The organism is Enterobacter cloacae complex sp. IR5384, assembly GCF_049237265.1.
GTDB lineage: Bacteria > Pseudomonadota > Gammaproteobacteria > Enterobacterales > Enterobacteriaceae > Enterobacter > Enterobacter cloacae.
This window is the reverse complement of sequence record NZ_JBMKHJ010000033.1, coordinates 39,376-57,938: the sequence shown is the minus strand read 5'-3', so window position 1 is coordinate 57,938 and position 18,563 is coordinate 39,376. Positions and strand designations below refer to the sequence as shown.

Sequence of the window (18,563 nt, the reverse complement as noted above, 5' to 3'; positions counted from 1 at the left end):
CTGATGATCTGTTCGTCGGAAAAACGCTTCTTCATGGGGATGTCCTCATGTGGCTTATGAAGACATTACTAACATCGGGGTGTACTAATCAACGGGGAGCAGGTCATGGTCAAGAGAGCATACTATTTCGGATTTAACAGAAAATGAGATTCAGGGGTGTACTAATCTGATAAATGCTATTAATTCAGCGCTGAAGTGAGTAACTTTCGGCTCATCATTTGATGAGCCGTTAATTTCTTTAACTACTCTAAAGAATCTAAACTCCTAGGCCAGTACAAAAAATAAGGTTTAGGTATAAGTATTGTCACTCTGTGTCATCGGTCAACTAAACTTCTAGAAGTTATCGATGGTCCTTTTTGGTGTACCCAAGGGTGTACGCATACGTGTGCGATTGATTAAAAAGCAATAAATAACAATTAGTTATGTTGTGTATGTGCTTTCACATTAAGAAAAGCAAATAAACTTTGCCTGTCTCACGAAAACCCGCGCCTGTCGCGGGTTTTTTTTGCCCATACAAAACGCCTGCCTTCCCTGTGTGATGTCAATCACTATTCGCTTTTAACCATGTTTAAATCTAAGAAAGTAGACAATCGTCGAATTTTCATCTTAAAGTCCAGGGTCTGGTACTAGACAAAACTAGCGCCTGGTTATCAAATGGTTAACTCATTTTTCGCCGCATGTAAAAAATCGGTCAGATACGTAACTGGCCGGCGTACGCGCGGTGCTTTCAGCACAACGACATACCTTTTGGGAGAATTATGCAATCCTCTGTTAATCAAAAAGAAAGCCGAACGTTCTTCGGCCATCCTTATCCGCTCGGTTCGCTGTTCTTTACCGAGATGTGGGAGCGTTTCTCGTTTTACGGCATTCGTCCGTTACTGATCCTCTTTATGGCCGCCACCGTCTATGACGGCGGCATGGGGCTGGCGCGTGAAAACGCCTCGGCGATTGTCGGTATCTTCGCCGGTACCATGTACCTGGCCGCGCTGCCGGGTGGCTGGCTGGCCGATAACTGGCTCGGCCAGCAGCGAGCCGTCTGGTACGGTTCGATTCTGATTGCGCTCGGCCACCTGTCGATTGCGCTCTCGGCGGTGATGGGGAACAACCTGTTCTTTATCGGCCTGATGTTTATTGTGCTGGGATCGGGCCTGTTCAAGACCTGTATCTCCGTGATGGTCGGCACCCTGTATAAAAAAGGCGATGCGCGTCGTGACGGCGGATTCTCGCTGTTCTACATGGGCATCAACATGGGCTCGTTCATTGCGCCGCTGATTTCCGGCTGGTTGATTAAAACCCACGGCTGGCACTGGGGCTTTGGTATTGGCGGCATCGGGATGCTGGTGGCGCTGATTATCTTCCGCGTGTTTGCTGTCCCGTCCATGAAGCGCTACGACAGCGAAGTGGGCCTCGATTCCACCTGGAACAGCCCGGTGGTCAAACGCAACGGCGTGGGCGCGTGGCTGCTGGCGCTGGCGGTTGGGGTGGCGGTTCTCGTCACGCTGATCGCCCAGGGGGTCATTGTGATTAACCCGGTCGCGGTGGCCAGTATGCTGGTCTATGTGATTGCGGCATCCGTTGCGCTCTACTTTATTTATCTGTTCATCTTCGCCGGCCTGACCCGTAAAGAGCGCGCCAGACTGCTGGTCTGCTTTATCCTGCTGGTTTCCGCTGCGTTCTTCTGGTCCGCGTTTGAACAGAAACCGACTTCCTTTAACCTGTTTGCCAACGACTACACCAATCGCATGATCGGTGATTTCGAAATTCCGGCCGTATGGTTCCAGTCGATCAACGCCCTGTTCATCATTCTGCTAGCACCGGTATTCAGCTGGGCGTGGCCGAAGCTTGCCACCATGAACATTCGCCCGAGCAGTATCACCAAGTTTGTTATCGGTATTCTCTGTGCGGCGGCGGGCTTTGGCCTGATGATGCTGGCGGCGCAGAATGTGCTGAGCAACGGCGGGGCAGGCGTTTCGCCGTTCTGGCTGGTAGGCAGTATTTTGATGCTGACGCTGGGTGAACTGTGTCTGAGCCCGATTGGTCTGGCCACCATGACCCTGCTGGCACCAGAAAGAATGCGCGGTCAGATGATGGGGTTGTGGTTCTGCGCAAGTGCGTTGGGTAACCTGGCTGCCGGTCTGATTGGCGGCCACGTGAAGGCCGACCAGCTGGATATGCTGCCAGATCTCTTCGCGCGTTGCTCCATCGCGCTGCTGATATGTGCTGCGGTACTGATCGTTCTCATTGTGCCGGTTCGTCGCATGCTGGAAAATGCCCGGACGAAACCTGCCACTGAGGCGGTATAATCGATCCGCCGGGGCGACCGCTTCGCCCCGGCAACTTGCTTAAGGAGTTACTATGTCGATCGCCTGTCCGACCTGCCATACTGAGCTGGAGCCGCAAAACGGCGTGGCTTACTGCGAACACTGTCATAAAGATATTGCGCTCGAAGCCCGCTGTCCGGAGTGCCATCAGCCACTCCAGGTATTAAAGGCCTGCGGTGCGGTGGACTATTTCTGCCAGAACGGCCACGGCCTGATCTCTAAAAAACGCGTGGAGTTCGTCCCTGTCGGGGCTTAATCACACACGCAGCCTTCGCCTTTCTGCCAGAGTTCAACCAGCGATTCGGGCGCTTCCTGCTCCGGTACCAGCACAATAATATCGGTATACTGCGCTTCGTTGTGCCGGGTCCAGAAGATCTGGATACGAAAATAACGCTGGTCACCGCTGCCTGGTGACGAGGTCTGACCAGGCGGTTGCCCACGCGGAATGGCTTGCTCCAGAATACTCACCACGCGCTGACGCTGCGCCTCATTGAGAGATGAGAGCGTGATGGTGCGCTGGCCGCTCAGCCTGGGAATAAAAGCGACGCCGCCTTCCCGGGCCAGCTCAACCACGGCGTCATCCGTCAGTTCCGGAACCTGCATTTACAGCACTCCCACCTGTTCCCAGGCTTGTCTTATCGCCGCCCCAACGTCGCTGCCCGAGCGCTTTTCGCCGTGGGCTATCGTCAGTTTTGCGAAGGCATCAAAATCCGCATCTTGTGGCAGATTGCGATCGCAAACTGTGTCGTACCAGGCATAACCCGCTTTTTCCCAGGCATAGCCGCCGATTGCCGTTGCGGCCAGATAAAACGCCCGGTTGGGAATGCCGGAGTTCAGGTGGACGCCGCCGTTATCTTCACGCGTTTTGATGAAATCCTTCATGTGCGCCGGTTGCGGATCTTTACCGAGCAGAGGATCATCATAGGCGGTGCCCGGCTCCGACATGGAGCGCAGCCCTTTGCCGTTAATCCCTTTCGCCAGCAGACCTTCGCCAATCAGCCAGTCGGCCTGGTCGGCGGTTTGCTTCAGGTGATACTGTTTAACCAGCGAGCCAAACACGTCCGACAGGGACTCATTCAGCGCACCCGATTGTTCAAAATAGATCAGCCCGGCTTCGGTCTCGGTAACGCCATGGCTGAGTTCGTGCGCCACAACGTCGATGGCAATGGTAAAACGGTTAAATATTTCCCCGTCGCCATCGCCAAAGACCATCTGCTGACCGTTCCAGAAGGCGTTCTGGTATTCCCGGCCATAATGCACGGTGCCGGTGAGGATCAGCCCTTTATTATCGAGCGAGTCACGCTGGTATTCTTTCCAGAAGAAATCGTGGGTGATGCCTAAATAGTCATAGGCTTCATCGACGGCCACATCCCCATTGGACGGCTGGCCTTCATAGCGCACCTGCGTGCCTGGCAACTCCTGGGTCTGTTTCGCATCGTAGATATCACGCTCCAGCTGTCCGGCTTTGCTCACGTGCGGCGCGGCAGGTTTACCAGGCATGTGGGCCATCAGCGTCTGAACATGGGTTAAAGTCTGGCGGGCGCAGCGCTGCTGCGGCTCTGAACCGCTTTCGATAATACGACGAAGAATATAGGGGGGGATCACGCTGTGAATTCGGGTCATGCAACTCTCCTGTTTTCTGGCAATGCCGAAAAAAGAATCTTCTTAAGTGTAAAACATTAAACCGGTGCTGGTTGTAAGTCGGACAATTCGTCTCCTTAAAAACTGGCGCAACGCTTCACCACCGTTTAGGTTTTTTAAACGGCATTAAGTAAGAGGAGCGTAATGAACAGACAGACTTCGCTGAGCATAACCGGGTTTTCAATCATCGCGGTGACCTATGGTATGGCAAGGTTTTCGTGGGGCCTGATGCTGCCTGATATCCGCCAGGCTATCCCTTTCACCCCGCAGGTGGCGGGGTTTATAGCCTCCTGTAGTTATGCGGCGTATTGCATGTCGATATTTATGGCCTCATACCTTATTGCGCGCGTAGGGCCTCGTTTGCCCGCCTTGCTGGCGGCCATCGCCGCCGCCGCGGGGTTGTTCATTCTCGCGACTTCGGCACATTCAACGATGCTGGCGACAGGTTTATTTATTGCCGGGCTGAGCTCCGGCCTGGCCTCACCGGCCCTTGCCGGGGCGGTTAATGACAGGATCGCCTCCGACCGTCAGCTCCATGTGAATACCACCATCAATGCCGGAACGAGCGGTGGGATCATTCTCTCGGTGCCCGTTCTGTTTTTCATGCCCGGGGGCTGGCGGGCAGCCTGCGTTGTGTTCGCCATTATGGCGCTGCTGTGCCTGCCGGCTTTGTGGCGGTATCTGCCGTCATCTGCGGCGAAATCCCGTGAGTCAACGCCAAAGGTGCTATCTATCGTACGCAAACCCGGCATGTTTCGGCTGCTGGGGATTGCCTTTATCAGCGGTATGGCCAGCGCCGCATGGTGGAGCTTTGGCCCGGAAATACTTATGCGTCACACGGAGCTGGATAGCGCAGCGACCAATGTTCTCTGGCTGATAAGCGGCGGGGCGGGGATTGTTGCCATATTTACCGGAAGTATGGCAAGGCGTATCGGCATGCGGGGGGTCTATCGTTTATCCCAGATCTTCATGGCCATTTCTATGGCGGTTCTGACAGTAAGCCACGGTTTCTCCTGGTGGCTTATTCCGGCAGTGGCCATGAGCGGCGCGGGGTATGTGATTTTGTCCGGGGTATTGCTGGTGAAGGGGGCAGAGATCGCACATCCTTCACCTGCGGCTGGAGTCAGCCTGGCCTTTCTTATGCTGGCAGGTGGGCAGGTTGTGGGGGCTATCCTTTTTGGCCTGCTTCTGGGGTTAACGAGCGCAGTGGCTGCGCTGGCGATTTTTTCAGGCATGTCCTGGCTGATGCTAGCCGTCACGCCAGAGAGCCATCGCTGATTACGCCTTTTTACGGGCGCGAGGTTTTTTTACCGGCATCACGCCTTTCACTTCGCTTTCCACCCAGCCGTCCGACAGACGGGTGGTCAGCACGTCTCCGGCTTTCACCTGTTTGGTTTGCTTCAGCACTTTGCCGTCAGTGGCGGTGGTAACGCTATAGCCGCGTGCCAGGGTAGAAAGTGGGCTAACCGCTTCAAGATGGGTCACCGCATTGCCAAAGCGTTCGCGGGTGGTGCTAAGTCGTGCCCGGACAGTTTCTGCCAGACGATACTCCAGCTGCTGAATGCGCGTTTGTGCGCGGTAAATTTTCGGCTGCGGGTTTTGCTGATTCAGGCGCTGCGTCACGCGCTGCTGACGCGACATCGCGCGCTTGAGCTGATTATCCAGCGCGAAGTTCATCCGCTGGCGCAGACGCTCCAGCACGGTTTGCTGACGCGCAAGGCGAAGCTGTGGATGCTGCTGCTGCAGGCGGTGATGAAGCTGGGTAAAGCGGCGGGTACGGTTAGCGAGGAAGTAGTCCATCGCCATCTCGAGGCGCTGCTGGCCGTTCTGGATCTGACGCAGCAGCTCCAACTGATTGCGGCTCACCACTTCTGCCGCAGCAGACGGCGTAGGCGCGCGTAAATCTGCAACGAAATCGGCTATCGTCACATCCGTTTCATGCCCGACCGCGCTCACGATGGGAATAGCACTCGCAAAAATAGCCCGCGCCACGCGCTCGTCGTTGAAGCTCCACAAATCTTCCAGCGAGCCGCCGCCACGCCCAACGATTAATACGTCGCACTCATGACGCGCGTTCGCCAGCTCAATGGCACGCACAATCTGGCCTGGTGCATCGTCACCCTGAACTGCGGTCGGGTAGATGATAACGGGCAGGGAAGGATCGCGACGCTTGAGGACGTGCAAAATATCGTGCAGCGCGGCACCGGTTTTCGAGGTGATTACCCCAACGCAGTGGGCTGGTGAGGGCAAGGGCTTTTTATACTGCTGGTCGAACAACCCCTCTTGCGAAAGCGCAGCCTTAAGCTGTTCATACTTCTGCTGGAGTAAGCCTTCGCCCGCAGGTTGCATGCTCTCGACGATAATCTGGTAGTCGCCGCGCGGTTCATACAATGTGATATTGGCGCGCACCAGCACCTGCTGGCCATGCTGAGGACGAAACGTCACGCGGCGGTTGCTGTTGCGGAACATGGCACAGCGCACCTGGGCGGTGTCGTCTTTTAACGTAAAGTACCAGTGGCCGGAAGCGGGCTGCGTGAAGTTAGAGATCTCACCGCTGATCCAGACCTGCCCCATTTCCTGCTCAAGCAGCAAACGCACCGTCTGATTCAGGCGGCTGACAGTATAAATTGAGGGGGATTGAGAGGATAACATGTGAGCGGGATCAAATTCTAAATCAGCAAGTTATTCAGTCGATAGTAACCTGCTGAGAGGGGAGTGCAAGGTTTTTTTATAAAAAAGTGTGGATGCAATCGGTTACGCTCTGTATAATGCCACGGCAATATTTAACCACCCAGGTCAGAGATATTGCCCATGCTACGTATCGCTAAAGAAGCACTGACGTTTGACGACGTCCTCCTCGTTCCCGCTCACTCCACCGTTCTGCCGAATACTGCCGATCTCAGCACGCAGTTGACGAAAACCATTCGCCTGAACATTCCTATGCTCTCTGCGGCAATGGACACCGTGACTGAAGCGCGCCTGGCTATTGCCCTGGCACAGGAAGGTGGCATTGGCTTTATTCACAAAAACATGTCTATCGAGCGTCAGGCTGAAGAAGTTCGCCGCGTGAAGAAGCATGAATCCGGCATCGTATCCGATCCACAGACCGTTCTGCCAACCACCACCCTTCACGAAGTGAAAGCCCTGACCGAACGTAACGGCTTTGCCGGTTACCCGGTGGTGACCGAAGAGAACGAGCTGGTGGGTATCATCACCGGCCGTGACGTGCGTTTCGTGACCGACCTGAACCAGCCGGTTAGCGTATATATGACGCCAAAAGAGCGTCTGGTGACCGTGCGTGAAGGTGAAGCGCGTGATGTCGTCTTCGCAAAAATGCACGAAAAACGCGTTGAGAAAGCGCTGGTTGTGGATGCGAACTTCCACCTGCGCGGTATGATCACCGTTAAAGACTTCCAGAAAGCAGAACGTAAACCTAACGCCTGTAAAGACGAGCATGGCCGTCTGCGCGTAGGCGCTGCGGTTGGCGCAGGTGCCGGTAACGAAGAGCGTGTTGATGCGCTGGTTGCCGCAGGCGTTGACGTGCTGCTGATTGACTCCTCCCACGGCCACTCCGAAGGCGTTCTGCAACGTATTCGCGACACCCGTGCGAAATATCCTGATCTGCAGATCATCGGCGGTAACGTGGCGACGGGCGCAGGTGCTCGCGCGCTGGCTGATGCAGGTTGCAGCGCGGTGAAAGTGGGTATCGGCCCAGGCTCCATCTGTACAACCCGTATCGTGACCGGTGTAGGTGTTCCACAGATCACTGCGGTTTCTGACGCGGTTGAAGCGCTGGAAGGCACCGGTATTCCGGTCATCGCAGACGGCGGTATCCGCTTCTCTGGCGACATCGCTAAAGCGATCGCCGCAGGTGCTTCCGCGGTGATGGTTGGCTCCATGCTGGCAGGGACTGAAGAATCCCCGGGTGAAATCGAACTCTACCAGGGCCGTTCTTACAAATCTTACCGTGGTATGGGCTCTCTGGGCGCGATGTCCAAAGGTTCTTCTGACCGTTACTTCCAGACCGATAACGCCGCTGACAAACTGGTGCCGGAAGGTATCGAAGGCCGCGTTGCCTATAAAGGCCGTCTGAAAGAGATCATTCACCAGCAGATGGGCGGCCTGCGCTCCTGTATGGGTCTGACCGGCTGTGGTACCATTGACCTGCTGCGTACTAAAGCGGAATTCGTACGCATCAGCGGTGCGGGTATCCAGGAGAGCCACGTTCACGACGTGACGATCACCAAAGAGTCCCCGAACTACCGTCTGGGCTCCTGATAAGTTTCCGCGCCCGGCTCATGCCGGGCGCTCTGTTTTTGTTTCACTTGCCTCGGAATTAGCGTCAATGACGGAAAACATTCATAAACATCGCATTCTCATCCTGGACTTTGGTTCTCAGTACACTCAGCTGGTGGCGCGTCGCGTGCGTGAACTGGGCGTTTACTGTGAACTGTGGGCGTGGGATGTCACGGAAGCACAGATTCGCGAATTCAATCCAAGCGGCATTATCCTGTCCGGCGGCCCGGAAAGCACCACCGAAGAGAACAGCCCGCGTGCGCCGCAGTATGTGTTCGAAGCGGGCGTGCCGGTATTCGGCGTCTGCTACGGTATGCAGACCATGGCAATGCAGCTGGGCGGCCACGTAGAAGGCTCCAACGAGCGTGAGTTTGGCTACGCACAGGTTGAAGTGGTGAACGATAGCGCGCTGGTGCGCGGTATCGAAGACTCCCTGACCGCAGACGGCAAACCGCTGCTGGACGTGTGGATGAGCCATGGCGATAAAGTGACCGCTATCCCGTCCGACTTCGTGACCGTTGCCAGCACCGAAAGCTGCCCGTTCGCGATTATGGCGAACGAAGAGAAACGCTTCTACGGCGTGCAGTTCCACCCGGAAGTGACCCACACCCGTCAGGGTATGCGCATGCTGGAGCGCTTCGTGCGCGATATCTGCCAGTGTGAAGCGCTGTGGACCCCGGCTAAAATCATCGACGACGCCGTTGAGCGTATCCGTCAGCAGGTTGGCGATGACAAAGTCATTCTCGGCCTGTCCGGTGGCGTTGACTCCTCCGTAACCGCGATGCTGCTGCACCGCGCTATCGGTAAAAACCTGACCTGCGTATTCGTGGACAACGGTCTGCTGCGTCTGAATGAAGCCCAGCAGGTCATGGACATGTTTGGTGACCACTTCGGTCTGAACATCGTTCACGTGGAAGGCGAACAGCGCTTCCTGGACGCGCTGGCCGGTGTCAACGATCCGGAAGCCAAACGTAAGATCATCGGCCGCGTCTTCGTGGAAGTGTTCGACGAAGAAGCGCTGAAGCTGGAAGACGTGAAGTGGCTGGCTCAGGGCACAATCTACCCTGACGTGATCGAGTCTGCGGCATCCGCAACCGGTAAAGCACACGTCATCAAATCTCACCACAACGTGGGCGGCCTGCCGAAAGAGATGAAGATGGGTCTGGTTGAACCGCTGCGTGAGCTGTTCAAAGACGAAGTGCGTAAGATCGGTCTGGAACTGGGTCTGCCGTACGACATGCTCTACCGTCACCCGTTCCCGGGGCCGGGTCTGGGCGTGCGTGTGCTGGGCGAAGTGAAGAAAGAGTACTGCGACCTGCTGCGTCGCGCGGATGCTATCTTCATCGAAGAGCTGCACAAAGCTGACCTGTATAACAAAGTGAGCCAGGCGTTCACCGTGTTCCTTCCAGTTCGCTCCGTCGGCGTTATGGGCGATGGCCGTAAGTACGACTGGGTTGTTTCCCTGCGTGCGGTGGAAACTATCGACTTCATGACCGCGCACTGGGCGCACCTGCCGTATGACTTCCTGGGCCGTGTGTCTAACCGCATCATCAACGAAGTGAACGGTATTTCCCGCGTGGTGTATGACATCAGCGGTAAGCCACCGGCTACGATTGAGTGGGAATGATTTTTCGTCTGGTAACAGCCTGTACGTGAAACAATAAAACACCTTAAGCCCGCGTAACTGCGGGCTTTTTGTTTTTTTTGTCTGGCACTTTCTGGCTGCTGTTAGCAACGAAATGCATAGTTTCTACAAGACAGAGTGGACAGGACGTGACTGAAATTTAGGCAGTTGGCCTCTCGTACCACGAATCAGAGAATTGGATATTTCCATCTACAATACGCCAAGTGATCTTTTCATATTGCATAGAGACGGATTCCATATGATTTAACTTATCATTACCGGATAATTTAACATTGGGCACACCACAATTAACACCCGTAATTTTTACATTTTCCATTAAGACGGTGTAATAACACACCTCCTGGCCAGCATCATTGATATGATAAAACCTGACTTCTGCGCTTTTTAGTGTTTGACCTGTCGCCGCTGCTTTGTAGAGATAGGGACTAGAACTATCAATTTCTTTTTCAAAATTAAATGATGAATGTAGACGTGTTCCGGTGATTTTTCCATTGGCTGCATCGACGGGAAGATTAACACCATGACCCATACTGATTACTTCTATAGAGCCTTCACGATCTTGAACATCTACAGAACCTTTGATATCTGCGCCGCCATCATCTTTTAGCCACAGATAGGGAGGGATAGGCATTTTATTTACTCCTTGTTAATTTAACTAACTTCATTGTTACAATGTATAAGAAGAGAGAGATAAGAACGTTAAATACAATTAATGCATAATCATAACTGTAGTAAATATCTTCGGGCGCTGGGTTGTTGCTAAACAAATAGGAAATTCTAATAGCTGTTTCGTTACTTATTAATGGATGTTCAGTTAAGTAGCCAACATCTAACCATGACACAATAGCGAATATCCCGATGAATATAATCATTCTAAGGGAACTAAGGGCAAGTTTTCTGATAACCACCAATAATTACCTCAATTGTTCCATATGACTCTAAATCGATGCCTTTAATCTTTTCTTTCTTTGTTCTTAACAGGGCATCTCTTAGCCTGCTGTAATCTGATTGGCTAGGTAGTGTTATACACCCCTCTGATATCTGACCCGGATGTAATCTAAACCCACCTCTGGCTACGCTTTCGTAAAATGTAGAATCATCTACATTTCCATCATCGCGAAACAAAGCAAACCATTCTGAATGATCAACATGATAACTAAAAATGCTTTTATATGTATCGACACCCCAGGCTCTAAATCTGTTAGCCATACTTCCTTTAGGCCTATCTACGATATAATATTTACCTTTTGGTAGTGGCCCAACGTTTGGAATAATTCCACATGCACCTTTGTTCCTGTATGCACCGTTACCAGAAAATGCCATAAAGACACCAATACCATCAAATGCAAGTGGCGAGTAATCAGCATCATTTATTGTAAACTTTCCATGTAAAGTCATGTGTCATCCTTTCTTGTATAGATATTTATTAATCTTATCTGCAAACAGGACATGTATCAAAATTAAGCCATACAAAAAATGCGCATTTAAAGATTTTAGCTCAGAAAATGATTGTGATGTTTTAGAAAGTAGATCTACATCAAATAATTAGGTATACCTAATAGTTGAACCTTTTAAGATATCCTGTACGGAATGTGCGAGCAGCGCGAATTAAAATGTGAAAGCCCTATACCTTGAGAAAAACACAGTCGTGGAAAAATGAAGCGCTCGTTAACAAAACGGGGAATAATCAAATGTTGATATGCCATGGGTAAGCCATATTGAACGAGTGTCGCTAATATGGCATTAAACCTTCACGTGTAAGTATCGGTGCAGACTTTATGGCGACTGAATTCTTATTTTTCTCCTTCACCCAACCTATACGCCAGCGCCACCACCAGCGACTGCACCAGGCACAGCGTTGCCGATTGAGATCGAAACGCATCCACCTGCGCCTCTTTCACCACAAAGCAGAGATCGCTAAACGTCGCCAGTGGGCTAATCTGGCTGTCCGTAATCACAATCTGCCGCGCGCCGACGCTGGCGGCGGTTTCGCTGACCATCACCGTCTCTTCCGCGTATGGGGAGAAGCTGATCGACACGACAATGTCGCGCGCCTTAATGCGGCTGATCTGCTCGCGCAGCATGCCGCCCATGCCGTCGAGCAGAATCGGGCGGCACTCCAGGTGGCTTAAAGCATAGGTGAGATAAGCAGCGACGCTAAAGGAGCGGCGCAGTCCGGCGATGTAGATGGTGTCCGCGTCGGCCAGAAGCTGTACGGCGCGCTCCAGCATCTCCGGTTCGGCGCGGGCGGCCAACTGCTGCAGCGCCTGCGCGTTCGAGCGGGCAAACTCCTGCAGGATATCGAGCGGCGTTTCCGGCACGGCTTCGCTCTCCATTTCGCGGAACAGCCGCGCACGATCGCTGTAGCTGGCGGTCTCCTCCACCAGGTTCATACGAAACAGCTGTTTCATCTCGTTGAAGCCGGTGAAGTCAAAGGCATTGGCAAAACGGATCAGCGTCGAGGGCGGCACATTGGCACGCTCGGCAATGACCGCAACCGTATCAAACGCCACACTGTTCGTATTATCCAGTACATAGCGGGAGACCTGCTGCAGCCTCTTGCTCAGGCTATCGTAGCGATCGCGGATTTGCTGCTGCAGTTCGTTCAGGCTGGTTGCTGTCGTCATGTTATCCCCCAAATACAGTCTTATGATTCTAAACGCAAAACCGCGTCTTTTAAATGTTGGCCATCCATCTGGCAGCAAAAATGAAACAGAAACTTCACTCATTTCATCGCCTGAAAATCCTTAATAGCGCACGCTGCGTCAGTGTTGTTGGCTGTTAACATAAAAATCCATCCTTGATCACAATAATCATCATTTATTTTATTTCAACTTAAAATGGAATATTTGTTTCATATATAGTGTTCAGTACACAGTGTTCAGATAACAGTCACGTATCAACAGCGAGAGGTTAAGGATGGAGACGGTAGCGAATTTTATTCACGGCGAATGTGTCACCGGTTCAGGCCAGCGCGTTCAGGCGATCTTCAACCCGGCCACCGGCGAGCAGATCCGTCAGGTGGTGATGAGTACGGCACAGGAAACGGAGCAGGCGATTGCCGCCGCACAGCAGGCGTTTCCGGCGTGGGCGCGTCATTCTCCGCTTAAGCGCGCGCGTGTGATGTTCCGCTTCAAAGCGCTGCTGGAAGAGAATATGGAACGTCTGGCCCGTCTTATCAGCGAAGAGCACGGCAAGGTCTTCTCCGACGCGGTAGGCGAGCTGACCCGTGGCCTGGAAGTGGTGGAGTTCGCCTGTGGCATTCCGCATCTGCAAAAGGGTGAACACTCTGCTAACGTGGGCACCGGTGTGGACAGCCACTCGCTGATGCAGCCGCTCGGCGTCTGCGCCGGGATCACGCCGTTTAACTTCCCGGCGATGGTGCCGATGTGGATGTTCCCGATTGCGCTGGCGACCGGCAATACCTTCGTGCTGAAACCATCAGAAAAAGATCCCTCTCTGGCGCTCGCGCTGGCAAAACTGCTGAAAGAGGCCGGCCTGCCGGACGGCGTGTTTAACGTGGTGCAGGGGGATAAAGAATCCGTTGATGTGCTATTGACCGACCCGCGCGTGCAGGCCGTGAGCTTTGTTGGCTCTACGCCGATTGCGGAATATATCTACCAGACCGCGTCCGCCCACGGCAAACGCTGTCAGGCGCTGGGTGGGGCGAAAAACCACTGCATTTTAATGCCGGATGCCGACATGGAGATGGCAACCAACGCCATTATGGGCGCGGCCTACGGCGCGGCGGGGGAACGCTGTATGGCGCTTTCAGTGGTACTGGCGGTGGGCGATAAAACCGCCGATGACCTCTGCGCCCGTCTGGAAAAACAGATTGCCGCGCTGCGCGTTGGGCCAGGGCTGGACCAGACGCCAGAAAACGAAATGGGGCCGCTTATCTCCTCTGCGCACCGCAGCAAGGTGCTGGGCTACATCGACAGCGGGGAAGCGCAGGGGGCGAATCTGCGCGTGGACGGCCGCGGCTTTAGCGTGCAGGGTCACGAGAAGGGCTACTTTGTCGGGCCGACGCTGTTCGATAACGTCACCCCGGAGATGACGATCTATAAGGAAGAGATTTTCGGCCCGGTGCTTTCTGTGGTGCGCGTAGCAGATTACGCCAGCGCGGTGGATCTGATTAACCGCCATGAATATGGTAATGGTTCAGCCATTTTCACCCGCGACGGCGGCTGCGCGCGCCGCTTCTGCGAAGAGGTGCAGGCGGGCATGGTGGGGGTTAACGTGCCGATCCCGGTGCCGATGGCGTTCCACAGTTTCGGCGGCTGGAAGCGCTCGATTTTTGGCGCACTCAACGTTCACGGTAACGACGGCGTGCGTTTCTACACCCGAATGAAAACCGTCACCGCACGCTGGCCGGAAATGCAGCAGGAGACAGGCGCTGCGTTCTCCATGCCGACGCTGGGCTGACAGGAGGTTTTATGCAAACCGAACGTATGACCATGGCCCAGGCGCTGGTCCGGTTCCTTAATCAACAGTACGTCAGCATTGATGGCATTGAAACACCCTTCGTGGAGGGCGTGGCGACCATTTTTGGTCATGGCAACGTGCTGGGCATCGGCCAGGCGCTGGAACAGGAACCGGGCCATCTGCAGGTAATGCAGGGCTGTAATGAGCAGGGCATCGCCCACATGGCGACGGGATTCGCCAAACAGCATCGCCGTCAGCGCATTTTCGCCGTGACTTCTTCCGTCGGGCCGGGAGCCGCCAATATGATCACCGCGGCGGCAACCGCCACGGCGAACCGTATTCCGCTGTTGCTGCTGCCGGGGGATATCTACGCCAGCCGCCAGCCGGACCCGGTGTTGCAGCAGATCGAGCAGTATCACGATCTGAGCATCAGCACCAACGACTGCTTCCGCCCGGTCTCCCGCTACTGGGACCGCATCAATCGCCCGGAGCAGTTAATGAGCGCCATGTTAAATGCGATGCGAACGCTCACTGACCCCGCAGATACCGGTGCGGTAACCCTTTGCCTGCCGCAGGACGTACAGGGCGAAGCCTGGGATTACCCGCTCAGCTTCTTCGCGCGTCGCGTGCATCACATCGAGCGTCGACCGCCAGATCCGCAGCGTCTGGCGCAGGCGCAGGCGTTGATTGCGCGTAAACGCCGTCCGCTGGTGGTGTGCGGCGGTGGCGTACGCTACTCCGGCGCGCATGAGGCGTTGCGCGAATTTGTCGAGACGCTGCATCTGCCGTTTGCCGAAACCCAGGCCGGAAAAGGGGCGCTGGTAAGTGACCACCCACTTAATATGGGCGGGGTGGGCGTGACGGGCGGAATGGCCGCCAACCAGCTTGCGCCGCAGGCCGATTTAGTGATTGGCGTGGGGACACGTCTTACCGATTTTACCACCGGCTCCAAGGCGCTCTTTTCCCACCCGGACGTCGAGTTTCTGCTGCTCAACGTGGCCGAGTTTGACGCCCTGAAGCTTGACGCCACCGCGCTGATTGCCGATGCCCGGACCGGACTGCAGGCCTTAACCCACTCGCTCAGGGAGTATCGCAGCGGCTGGGGAGAGGAGATTGCGCAGGCGAAAGCCGCCTGGCATGACGAGTGCCGCCGTCTCTGGGATCGCCAGTGGCGCCCGGACGAGGCACCGGAAGTGGCGGGCCATCTTGATGCCCAACTGACGGAATATGGCGAGACGCTCAACACCCGCCTGACCCAGACGCGGGTGCTGGGGCTGATTAATCAGCATGTTGAAGATAACGCCATCGTGGTGGGCGCAGCCGGTTCGCTGCCGGGAGATTTACAGCGCCTCTGGCAGGTCAAAACGCCTGATACCTATCATCTGGAGTACGGTTACTCCTGCATGGGTTACGAGATTGCGGCGGCGCTTGGCGCAAAGCTTGCCCGACCCGGGCAACCGGTTTACGCCATGGTGGGGGATGGCTCTTACATGATGCTGCACTCCGAGCTGCAAACCGCGGTGCAGGAGGGCATTAAAATCACCGTTCTGCTGTTTGATAACGCCAGCTTTGGCTGCATTAATAACCTGCAGATGGGACATGGAATGGGAAGCTTTGGCACGGAAAATCGCCACCGTAACCCGCAGACCGGGCAGCTTGACGGGCCGCTGGTGAAGGTCGATTTCGCGCAAAACGCGGAAAGCTACGGCTGTCGCGCGTGGCGGGTACATGATGAGCAAAGCCTGCTGGCGGCGCTGGAGGCGTCCCGCGCCCATCCAGGCCCGACGCTGCTGGACATCAAAGTGCTGCCGAAGACCATGACCCACGATTACGCCTCCTGGTGGCGAACCGGCGATGCGCAGGTAGCGGCGTCTCCTGCCGTGCGCGAAGCCGCGGCGCAGACGCAGGCGCAGGTGAAAAAAGCACGTCAGTATTAAGATTTCCCGCCGTAACGAAATTTTCATTTCATTTTTCTTTTTCCCCTCACCCTAACCCTCTCCCACTGGGAGAGGGGATAGTTCGGTGCGGTTTTCCCTCCCTCTCCCTGAGGGAGAGGGCCGGGGTGAGGGGAAGATGTCCTCCCTCCCATGTTGTGAGATTGATAACAAAATTTATCTCATTCATCTCAAAAGTGTTAACCCACACTCAAAAACATAATTTTCACTATTTATAGAAATGAAATAAATGTTTTATTTAAAGGGTCGTTAGTTCACAGCATTCACCAACACCGGGAGCCGTTATGTTTAACATTGCTTTACTGGGCGCTGGCCGAATTGGCCAGGTACATGCAGCTAACATCGCCAGCCACAGCGCGACCACACTCTGGTCCGTGGTTGACCCGAATCAGGAATTTGCCACCCGTCTCGCCACGCAGTACCAGGCCCGCCAGCAGAGCCTGGTTGAGGCGATGACCGACCCTGACGTTCATGCCGTGCTGATCGCCTCGGCGACCGATACCCATGCGGACCTGATTGAAATGGCCGCCCGTCATGGCAAAGCCATCTTCTGTGAAAAACCGGTACACCTCGACCTCGCCCGCGTGCGTGACTGCCTGAAAGTGGTCAAAGAGTACGGCGTGCCGCTGTTCATCGGCTTTAACCGTCGCTTTGACCCGCAGTTCCGCCGCGTGAAAACCGACGCCCAGGCCGGGCGTATCGGCAAACCGGAATCGCTGCTGATCATCTCTCGCGATCCGTCTCCACCGCCGGCGGAGTATGTCCGCGTCTCTGGCGGCATGTTCCGCGATATGACCATTCACGACTTTGATATGGCGCGCTTCATCATGGGTGAAGAGCCGGTGTCAGTGTATGCCCAGGGCAGTAATCTGGTGGATCCGGCGATTGGCGAGGCGGGGGACATCGACACCGCATTTATCGTTCTGAAATATGCCTCCGGCGCAATGGCGACCATCGTCAACAGCCGCCGCTCCTCTTACGGCTACGACCAGCGCCTGGAGCTACACGGCTCTGAAGGGCTGCTCTGCGCGGGCAATATCCTTGAAAATCAGGTGCAGCACTACGGCAAACAGGGTTGCACCAGCGCGCTGCCGGAACACTTCTTCCTGCAGCGCTACAAATCCGCTTACGCCGCGGAATGGGAACACTTTGTTGCGGTATTGCGCGGCGAAGCGGTGCCTGACTGCAGCGGCGATGATGGTGAACGTGCGCTGTACCTCGCGGATAAAGCGCTGGAGTCGCTGCGTAGCCAGCGCGAGATCGTCCTCTAAACACAACCACCCTACACAGAGAGACATAATAATGAAAAAGCTGATCTTAGCCGCCCTCATCGCCATGACGTCCGGGGCCGCCCTCGCCGAAAACGAGCAAATTGTTTTCAGTACGCCAAACCTGGCGATGCCGTTTGAAGTTCACATGCAGCGCACGGCGGTGAAAGCCGCAAAAGAGATGGGCGTAAAGTTGCAGGTGCTGGACGGGCAGGGCAGTTCACCAAAACAGGTGGCTGATCTGGAAAACGCCATCACCCGCGGGGCGCAGGGGTTCATCGTCTCCCCGAACGACGTGAACGCGGTCTCCAGCGCGGTGGATGAAATTCAGGATGCGAAGCTGCCGGTGGTCACCCTTGACCGCTCCGTCGACAGTCAGAAGAAAGTGCCGCACTTTGGCGCCAACAACTACAAAGGCGGCCAGGCGATTGGCGACTTCGTGAAAAGCAAATTCCCCGACGGGGCAGAGATCATTCTGCTCACCGGTCAGCCGGGCTCCTCTTCCAACATCGAACGCACCAAAGGGATCCGCGACAGCCTGAAAGCGGGTGGCGATAAATACAAGATCGTCGCCGATCAGACCGGCAACTGGATGCGTTCTGAAGGGATGCGCATTGTAGAAAGCGTTCTGCCGTCACTGCCGAAACGCCCGCAGGTGATCCTCTCCGCCAACGATGATATGGCGCTGGGGGCGATTGAAGCCCTGCAGAGCCAGGGCGTGAAGCCCGGTGAAATCCTGGTAACCGGCTTTGATGCGGTTCCTGAAGCGCTGGCTCGCGTGCGTGACGGCTGGCTGGCGGTGACGGCGGATCAGCGCCCGGGCTTTGCGGTGCAAACGGCAATGAGCCAGCTGGTGGCCAACGTGCGTGAGAAGAAAGCCATCACCGGCGCGGACTACCCGCCAACGCTTATCACCAAAGAGAACCTGCAGCAGGCTGAGCGTATCGGTGAGGCCGGTAACTAATATGTCCCGAGCCGCCTTTGGCGGCTCATCATGAGGAGGAGCAGACTG

General features: G+C 55.1%; 15 protein-coding genes. 9 read left to right on the top strand and 6 right to left on the bottom strand.

Annotated features, from left to right (window positions below; translation table 11 throughout):
• The first annotated feature begins 758 nt into the window (after positions 1 to 758).
• Together ACOTX3_RS21050 and ACOTX3_RS21045 are read left to right on the top strand one after the other, a co-directional pair.
• Positions 759 to 2,303, top strand: a complete 1,545-nt coding sequence (locus ACOTX3_RS21050) for a peptide MFS transporter (protein WP_013098271.1) — start codon at positions 759 to 761, stop codon at positions 2,301 to 2,303.
• A gap of 52 nt (positions 2,304 to 2,355) precedes the next feature.
• Positions 2,356 to 2,577 carry a zinc ribbon domain-containing protein gene (locus ACOTX3_RS21045; protein WP_023620378.1) on the top strand — a complete coding sequence of 74 codons (222 nt, stop codon included), beginning with the start codon at positions 2,356 to 2,358 and terminating at the stop codon, positions 2,575 to 2,577.
• On the opposite strand, the gene ACOTX3_RS21040 is transcribed toward ACOTX3_RS21045, so the two are convergent.
• Together ACOTX3_RS21040 and ACOTX3_RS21035 are read right to left on the bottom strand one after the other, a co-directional pair.
• Positions 2,574 to 2,924: a protealysin inhibitor emfourin gene (locus ACOTX3_RS21040; protein ID WP_013098269.1), complete on the bottom strand. Its 351-nt coding sequence runs from the start codon at positions 2,922 to 2,924 to the stop codon at positions 2,574 to 2,576. The two genes, ACOTX3_RS21045 and ACOTX3_RS21040, sit on opposite strands and share 4 nt — an antisense overlap.
• Positions 2,925 to 3,944, bottom strand: coding sequence for a M4 family metallopeptidase (locus ACOTX3_RS21035; protein ID WP_023620379.1), 1,020 nt, complete (start codon positions 3,942 to 3,944; stop codon positions 2,925 to 2,927).
• Between the two features lie 162 nt (positions 3,945 to 4,106).
• Between ACOTX3_RS21035 and ACOTX3_RS21030 the strand changes: the two genes are divergently transcribed.
• Positions 4,107 to 5,240, top strand: a complete 1,134-nt coding sequence (locus ACOTX3_RS21030) for an MFS transporter (RefSeq protein WP_127869251.1) — start codon at positions 4,107 to 4,109, stop codon at positions 5,238 to 5,240.
• On the opposite strand, the gene xseA is transcribed toward ACOTX3_RS21030, so the two are convergent.
• Positions 5,241 to 6,614 carry an exodeoxyribonuclease VII large subunit gene (gene xseA, locus ACOTX3_RS21025; RefSeq protein ID WP_038985667.1) on the bottom strand — a complete coding sequence of 458 codons (1,374 nt, stop codon included), beginning with the start codon at positions 6,612 to 6,614 and terminating at the stop codon, positions 5,241 to 5,243.
• A 159-nt stretch (positions 6,615 to 6,773) separates the two neighbouring features.
• Here xseA and guaB point away from each other — a divergent pair, with 159 nt between their 5' ends.
• Together guaB and guaA are read left to right on the top strand one after the other, a co-directional pair.
• Entirely contained in the window at positions 6,774 to 8,240 is a 1,467-nt protein-coding gene (guaB, locus tag ACOTX3_RS21020) for an IMP dehydrogenase (RefSeq protein ID WP_013098265.1), read from the top strand.
• Between the two features lie 67 nt (positions 8,241 to 8,307).
• Positions 8,308 to 9,885: a glutamine-hydrolyzing GMP synthase gene (gene guaA, locus ACOTX3_RS21015; protein WP_013098264.1), complete on the top strand. Its 1,578-nt coding sequence runs from the start codon at positions 8,308 to 8,310 to the stop codon at positions 9,883 to 9,885.
• A 157-nt stretch (positions 9,886 to 10,042) separates the two neighbouring features.
• On the opposite strand, the gene ACOTX3_RS21010 is transcribed toward guaA, so the two are convergent.
• The 3 genes from ACOTX3_RS21010 to ACOTX3_RS21000 all read right to left on the bottom strand — a co-directional run bounded on the left by ACOTX3_RS21010 (position 10,043) and on the right by ACOTX3_RS21000 (position 12,530).
• Positions 10,043 to 10,534, bottom strand: coding sequence for an Hcp family type VI secretion system effector (locus tag ACOTX3_RS21010; protein ID WP_127869250.1), 492 nt, complete (start codon positions 10,532 to 10,534; stop codon positions 10,043 to 10,045).
• Positions 10,535 to 10,785: 251 nt separating this feature from the next.
• The gene (locus tag ACOTX3_RS21005) at positions 10,786 to 11,301 is read right to left on the bottom strand and encodes a DUF2778 domain-containing protein (protein ID WP_045293463.1); all 516 of its coding nucleotides are present in this window, start codon (positions 11,299 to 11,301) and stop codon (positions 10,786 to 10,788) included.
• A 395-nt stretch (positions 11,302 to 11,696) separates the two neighbouring features.
• Positions 11,697 to 12,530 carry a MurR/RpiR family transcriptional regulator gene (locus ACOTX3_RS21000; RefSeq protein WP_058679199.1) on the bottom strand — a complete coding sequence of 278 codons (834 nt, stop codon included), beginning with the start codon at positions 12,528 to 12,530 and terminating at the stop codon, positions 11,697 to 11,699.
• A 292-nt stretch (positions 12,531 to 12,822) separates the two neighbouring features.
• On the opposite strand from ACOTX3_RS21000, the gene ACOTX3_RS20995 reads away from it, so the two are divergent.
• From ACOTX3_RS20995 to ACOTX3_RS20980, 4 genes are all read left to right on the top strand, one after another.
• Positions 12,823 to 14,328, top strand: a complete 1,506-nt coding sequence (locus tag ACOTX3_RS20995) for a CoA-acylating methylmalonate-semialdehyde dehydrogenase (RefSeq protein ID WP_029882251.1) — start codon at positions 12,823 to 12,825, stop codon at positions 14,326 to 14,328.
• Positions 14,329 to 14,339: 11 nt separating this feature from the next.
• The gene (gene iolD, locus ACOTX3_RS20990) at positions 14,340 to 16,265 is read left to right on the top strand and encodes a 3D-(3,5/4)-trihydroxycyclohexane-1,2-dione acylhydrolase (decyclizing) (protein ID WP_058679200.1); all 1,926 of its coding nucleotides are present in this window, start codon (positions 14,340 to 14,342) and stop codon (positions 16,263 to 16,265) included.
• 302 nt (positions 16,266 to 16,567) lie between these two features.
• Positions 16,568 to 17,554, top strand: a complete 987-nt coding sequence (gene iolG / locus ACOTX3_RS20985) for an inositol 2-dehydrogenase (protein WP_040022934.1) — start codon at positions 16,568 to 16,570, stop codon at positions 17,552 to 17,554.
• 31 nt (positions 17,555 to 17,585) lie between these two features.
• Positions 17,586 to 18,515, top strand: a complete 930-nt coding sequence (locus ACOTX3_RS20980; RefSeq protein ID WP_013098256.1) for a sugar ABC transporter substrate-binding protein — start codon at positions 17,586 to 17,588, stop codon at positions 18,513 to 18,515.
• The last annotated feature ends 48 nt before the right edge of the window (positions 18,516 to 18,563 follow it).